This window comes from Streptomyces sp. FH025, assembly GCF_017427025.1.
Lineage (GTDB): Bacteria > Actinomycetota > Actinomycetes > Streptomycetales > Streptomycetaceae > Kitasatospora.
In genome coordinates this window covers 1-4,051 of record NZ_JAFLNG010000692.1, presented here as the reverse complement: position 1 = coordinate 4,051, position 4,051 = coordinate 1, and the positions used below count along the sequence as shown (strand labels likewise).

Annotated in this window: 5 protein-coding genes and 1 pseudogene; 3 read left to right on the top strand and 3 right to left on the bottom strand. The window is 68.1% G+C overall.

What is annotated here, in order from left to right; translation table 11 throughout:
- Positions 1-8: 8 nt before the first annotated feature.
- The 3 genes from J0670_RS32160 to J0670_RS32150 are packed head-to-tail and all read right to left on the bottom strand — an operon-like array spanning position 9 to position 1,568.
- The gene (locus tag J0670_RS32160; RefSeq protein WP_307806790.1) at positions 9-464 is read right to left on the bottom strand and encodes an ATP-binding protein; all 456 of its coding nucleotides are present in this window, start codon (positions 462-464) and stop codon (positions 9-11) included.
- Complete coding sequence (locus tag J0670_RS32155) at positions 461-1,015, bottom strand: hypothetical protein (protein ID WP_207815558.1); 555 nt, start codon at positions 1,013-1,015, stop codon at positions 461-463. The genes J0670_RS32160 and J0670_RS32155 overlap by 4 nt, the downstream gene beginning before the upstream one ends.
- Before the next feature lie 16 nt (positions 1,016-1,031).
- Positions 1,032-1,568, bottom strand: coding sequence for an ATP-binding protein (locus J0670_RS32150; protein WP_207815557.1), 537 nt, complete (start codon positions 1,566-1,568; stop codon positions 1,032-1,034).
- A gap of 233 nt (positions 1,569-1,801) precedes the next feature.
- Here J0670_RS32150 and J0670_RS32145 point away from each other — a divergent pair, with 233 nt between their 5' ends.
- The 3 genes and pseudogenes from J0670_RS32145 to J0670_RS32135 all read left to right on the top strand — a co-directional run.
- Positions 1,802-2,665: a helix-turn-helix transcriptional regulator gene (locus J0670_RS32145; RefSeq protein WP_207815556.1), complete on the top strand. Its 864-nt coding sequence runs from the start codon at positions 1,802-1,804 to the stop codon at positions 2,663-2,665.
- A 2-nt stretch (positions 2,666-2,667) separates the two neighbouring features.
- The gene (locus J0670_RS32140) at positions 2,668-2,910 is read left to right on the top strand and encodes a hypothetical protein (protein WP_207815554.1); all 243 of its coding nucleotides are present in this window, start codon (positions 2,668-2,670) and stop codon (positions 2,908-2,910) included.
- 253 nt (positions 2,911-3,163) lie between these two features.
- Positions 3,164-4,051, top strand: a pseudogene (locus J0670_RS32135) (hypothetical protein); the annotation flags it as partial.

The window sequence follows — 4,051 nt, the reverse complement described above, 5'->3', positions numbered from 1 at the left end:
TTAGGGGGTCAGCCCTTCGAGCGGCGTCGGCGGAGTTCGGCCCAGATGTCCTTGCCTCGGGCGTGCAGGTCGACTCCCCAGCGGTGCGCCAGGCTGTTCACGACGAGAAGTCCTCTACCGCGCGGAGGTACATGGTCGGTGTCGGCCGGGAGGCGGGCGATCACTAGGACCGGCAGCGAGCAGGAACCGTCGCTGACCGTGATCCTCACGGTGGACTCGCCCAGGCGCTCCACGGCGAACCCGATCTTGCGGAGGCACCCCGTCTCGATGGCGTTCGACATCAGCTCGCTCGCCACCAACGCAGCGTCGTTGATGAGGTCGGACAGCTCCCAGGACGCCAAGGCCGCGTCCACCAGCCACCGGGCCAACTTCGCCGACTCTGGCGCGTAGGGGTACTCCGCGGTGAGCCTCGTGAGGGGGGCGTCCAGCTCGACCTGAAGGGGCGGTTCGGCGACGACGGTCACGGTGTCACCTCCATCTGTCTTAAGCCGTTGAGGATGCGGACCACGTCCTCGGTCGGTACCTGCGTCCGCTGGGTGTGGTCCTGGTGAAGCTGTTCGATCTGCTCGGTGCTGAAGTGCTCCTGGAGCGCCCGGCCGGGAGCGCGGCGGGCCAAGGGGGGCTCCGCATTCGCGGCCCGGCCGGCGTTCACGACCGATGCGAGCCGGACGGCGCGGATCTGAGCGTCCAGGTCGTCTAGCGTCTTGCGGCTGAGCCGCATCTCGATCACGGGCGGCGGGCACTCCCCGTAGGGGTCCGGCTCGATGCCGCTGAAGGTCATCCGGAACGCGTGCTCAAGGAACTGCAACTGCGACGGAGGGATCTCCTCCACGGAGATCCGCCCGCGTCGTGGTGCGGTGTTGTTCTGGGGAAAAGGCTGTCCGGTCCCGACCGTCGGGTGGAGGACCGCGCGGATCTTGCCCTCCAGCCGTGCCAGCGTTTTGCGGGTGAGCCGGAGTTCGATCACGGGCAGGGCGTGACTCGCGGTGGGGTCGGTGCCGGTCCCGCTCAGCACCAGCAGAATGGGAAAGTCAGGCTGACCGAGGTACTGCGACGGGGAGAGTTCTTCGACGGCGATCCGGCCCCGGCGGAGCGGAGAGCTGTCCTGCGGGTAAGGCTGTATGGACATGCTGTCCGCCGGACTCATCGAAGTCCCCCTTGAGAGTGGCACAGACGATCTTGTAGCGGTCAACCGGGTTGAGGTCCCAGTGCCACGATGCGGTCAGCTCCGTGATCAGCTCGAAGCCTCGACCGCCGGTGTCGTAAGTGCCGGCCAAACGGGGCTTCGGGAGGTCCGTGGAGCGATCCATCACTTCGATCCACGGGAGCCGGTTCCAGAGCGCCACGAAGGTCACCCGGTACGGCGTCCCGGCGTGTCGGAGAGCGTTCGTTGCCAGCTCGCAGGCGATGAGTACGGGGTCGTCGAAGTCGAGCTTGATGGCCTGGCAGCTCTCCTTGACGAGCTGCCGCACACCCTGAAGCGCTGTGGGGTCGTCGGGTTCGAAGCGTTCCGACCGAAACAGACGGATCGTGGTGCTCAGGTGGGCGTGATCGAACGGGGTTTGCACAGCTCCTCCACAGGTTGGCCGGAGGGAGCCGTGCGTCATCGCGGACGCACTACACTCCGCAGGTGGCTCGTAGCGGTTGGTGCGGGATCGATAATCCTCGTACGAGCGCCTCGTACGCAAGCCCATCGTGAGGGTGCGTCAAAGTTCACCCCTGCGAGGCATGTCCGCACCGTTGCGCGCTACCCTCCTCCTCAGGGCCATCGTGGCTGGACAGGGAGGTAAGGAGCGTGGCAGTGAAGCCGCAGACGTCCCGAGCCATGGCGGCGATCGGCCGGCGGTTGAAGGCGCTGCGCTTGGAGGTTCGGCCGCGCCTCACTCAAGCCGTGGTCGGCAAGGCCATCGGCAAGTCCCAGGATCTGGTCTCCCTGATCGAGAAGGGCGGCCAGCTGCCCACGGATCAGCAGCTACGCAAGATGCTGGACCTCTACGATGTGGACGAGGCAACTCGGGTAGACCTGCTTGCTGAGATCCGCGAGGCCAGGGCAAGTGAAGCCGTCTGGTGGAACGAATACCTGGCGCATCTACCGAGGACGCTGGTTCGGCTCATCGAACTTGAGGACAGCGCCTCGAAGATCAGCATTGCCACCAGCGGCTTGATCCCGTGGCCGTTCCAGACCCGCAGGTACATGGAGGACGTCGACGAGTTCTACGTGCGGGAGAGCGGCATCGAGAAGACGCACGCTCAGCACACCGTTCGACTTCGTCGTCAAGACATCGTGCTGCGGTCGGACCGCCCCGTCTCCGTGAACGCGATCTTCTCGGAGGCGGCCATTCGCGCTCAGGTGGGTGGCCCGGCATCCATGAAGGAACAGCTTGCTCGACTGATCGAGATGGCCGACCAGGCGAACGTCACCTTTCGCGTCATCCCGTTCTCCGCGGGTGCTGCTGCGGCGACGCAGCTCAACATCAACATCATGGACTTCCCTGCACCGAATGATCCCGGGGTGGCGACCATGGACACCGGAACCGGCGTGACCATCTTGGAAGATCCGAAGGAAGTGCGGGCGCGCCGTCGCATGTTTGACTATCTGGCGGGGCATGCGCTGAGCCCTGCCGGCTCGGTAGACCTGGTCAGCACCGCAATCAAGGAACTGTAGACATGGAAAAGCAAGAGCTGTACGACATCACCCCGCCCGTCTCCGAGCGTTTCAAGTCCCCGCTGAGCCAGGGGAACGGTGCGTGCGCCACGTTCGCGCCGATCAAGGACGAGAACGGTCACGTGGTCGGGGTGTACCAGGGCGACAGCCAGAACCCTGGCATTCTCGGCGTCCGATACACGATCGCGGAATTCGTCGCCATGGCTGATGGAATGGGCGCCATCCGCAAGCGGCTCGGCCTGTAGACATCTCACACCAGTAGCCGCTGTGGCACCCCCCGTCTCCCATGGAGGCGGGGGTGCTCGCGTTTCGGGGCCTCGTCACCGAGGCGCGTCGGGGTGGGGCCTGGTGCCATCGGCCGACGGGCCTGGATGAGCATGGCTTGGCGGAGGCCGCGGGGGTGGGGCCTGGTGTCCACCCCCCGATCTCGACTCCGTCGGCGAGCAGCTGCCGGACGGCGGCCTCGGCCTGGTGGCGGTAGGGGTGACGGGAGTGGAAGTGGCCGTTCTCCCGGATCTCGTACATGTCCGCCGCGAAATCGCGGTCGTTGAGGGTGACGTCGAACCGGCGGTCGTGGCCGTGGCCGGTGACGCCCCAGAGGCCAGCACCCTCCGCGGACCACGTCAGGTCGATGCCCGCCCCGGTGCGGGCCCGCTCAGCGCGCTCGCGCTCAGCCTGGGCGTCGGCGCGGCGCTGACGTGCGGCGGCCAGCTCGGCCTGGTGCTGCCGCTCGGCCTCCTCGCGACGCCGCAGGAACTCGGCCCGGCTCTGGTCGGCCTGGCGCTCCAGTTCCAGGAGACGCTGACGGGCGGCCTCGCGGCGTCGTGCGGCTTCCTGGCCGCCGGGCAGCGGGGACAGGGCCTGGGGTTCGTGGCGGGCGGGCCAGGGCTCGGCGAGGTCGGCGCGGTGGTGGCGCCAGGCGGTGAGCGTGGCGCGTCCGTCGGCGGTGGCGACGACGTCGCCGTACTCGTCCTGGTGGAGAAATCCGGCCGCGATGACCAGCTCGACGACCTTTCGGCGCACGCGGCGGCCCTTCGCCCCGTAGCGGGCCCCGGCAGGGATCAGCCGGTAGCCGGTGCCGTCCCACCAGACCCCGCCGTCGGGGTCCTCGCGGGTGGCCGCCGCGACGAGGGCGTAGACGTGGGTGGTCCACCCGGACTTGTCACGGATCTCGGCGTGCCGCGCGGAGGCGAGGAAGCGGCGGACGTCGGCTTCGTGGTCGTCGGCGTGGAGGCGGGCAGCGTGGTGGGCGTCGTCGCGGTGGGCCCAGTCGTCGCCGACCTGTGCGGGGCGACCGGTGTAGCGGTCGCCGCACCACAGGCACCACACCTTCCCGCCTTCGCCGCGGTAGCCGCCTGGGCCGACGCCGACAGGGCAGGAGTCGCG

What these genes read in the sequence shown, in the direction of transcription:
- J0670_RS32140 (WP_207815554.1), top strand. Translation starts at nt 2,668, where the DNA reads ATGGAAAAGCAAGAGCTGTACGACATCACCCCGCCCGTCTCCGAGCGT.